The organism is Clostridium tarantellae (genome assembly GCF_009295725.1).
Taxonomy (GTDB): Bacteria; Bacillota; Clostridia; order Clostridiales; family Clostridiaceae; genus Sarcina; species Sarcina tarantellae.
The window spans coordinates 1-939 of sequence record NZ_WHJC01000556.1 but is presented as its reverse complement, the minus strand read 5'-3'; the positions used below and the strand labels follow the sequence as shown (position 1 = coordinate 939).

Below are 939 nucleotides of genomic sequence, written 5' to 3'. Positions count from 1 at the left end.
AAAATATTGCTTTGAATATTTTCAGCCATTCTTACTAAAGCTTCTGTAATAGCTCCCTCATTATCTTCCTTTAATGCTTCTGTTATTTGTGCTCTTATTTCATTTGTATTATTATCTAAATTTTTTATTGCCATTATTCATTCCTCCATCTATTTAAATGCATAAAAAAAAACCATAAGTTAACTTACAGTTTTTAATATACAAATTAATTATCTTCTATTGTTATTTCTTTCTGCTTTTTTTGCTCTTCTACATTCAGCACATCTTGCTGGTTCATTGTCGAATCCTTTTTCTTTGTAGAACTCTTGCTCTCTCTCACTAAATACGAATTCTGCACCACAATCTTTACATGTTAATATTTTATCTGCCATTTTAATATTCCTCCTTAAATTAAAGTTTTCCTATTGATAAGGATACTCTAATTAAGAAAAAATATTCATAATTTAAAAATTTTTATTTATTTCTTGTTTTATTATTTCCCTAAAGAATTAAAAAAAGCTGATAATAATTCAGCATTCCTTTTATTTATTTTACTTTTATTTTCTTTTTCTTCTTCTCTTTTTTCTTTAATTTCTTCTGATGCTTTTCTTTCTTTTTCCCTTATATCCTTTATAGAAATACTTGAAAGCTCTGAACGACAATTTATTTCTGTATCTCCATAGGCAGGAATAGGAGTGGCTGTTACCTCAAAAAGTTCCACCTCTGTTATATCTCTATAAAAGGTCCAATCATCATCCCATCTAGTTTTTTGATCTACTATATTAAATCCAAAACTACAACCTTTAATAAGTCCTAGTCTTACATTTTCTAATAAATCATTACCATCTGTGGTATTAGGTACTGTTAATTCAAATCTTAATCCATTAGAATCTTCTTCTAAAACTAAGTTTGAATCCGTTCTTCCTACTACCTTATTCCAATCATGATTAATAAGCATAA

2 protein-coding genes are annotated in these 939 nt (G+C 27.2%); both read right to left on the bottom strand.

Going from position 1 to position 939, the window contains the following annotated elements:
• Window positions 1-209: 209 nt before the first annotated feature.
• Window positions 210-371, bottom strand: coding sequence for a zinc-ribbon domain-containing protein (locus tag GBZ86_RS16325; RefSeq protein ID WP_152892420.1), 162 nt, complete (start codon window positions 369-371; stop codon window positions 210-212).
• 101 nt (window positions 372-472) lie between these two features.
• A partial coding sequence (locus tag GBZ86_RS16320) for an HK97 family phage prohead protease (RefSeq protein WP_152892418.1) occupies window positions 473-939 on the bottom strand: 467 nt, incomplete at its 5' end.

What these genes read in the sequence shown, in the direction of transcription:
- GBZ86_RS16325 (WP_152892420.1), bottom strand. Translation starts at nt 371, where the DNA reads ATGGCAGATAAAATATTAACATGTAAAGATTGTGGTGCAGAATTCGTA.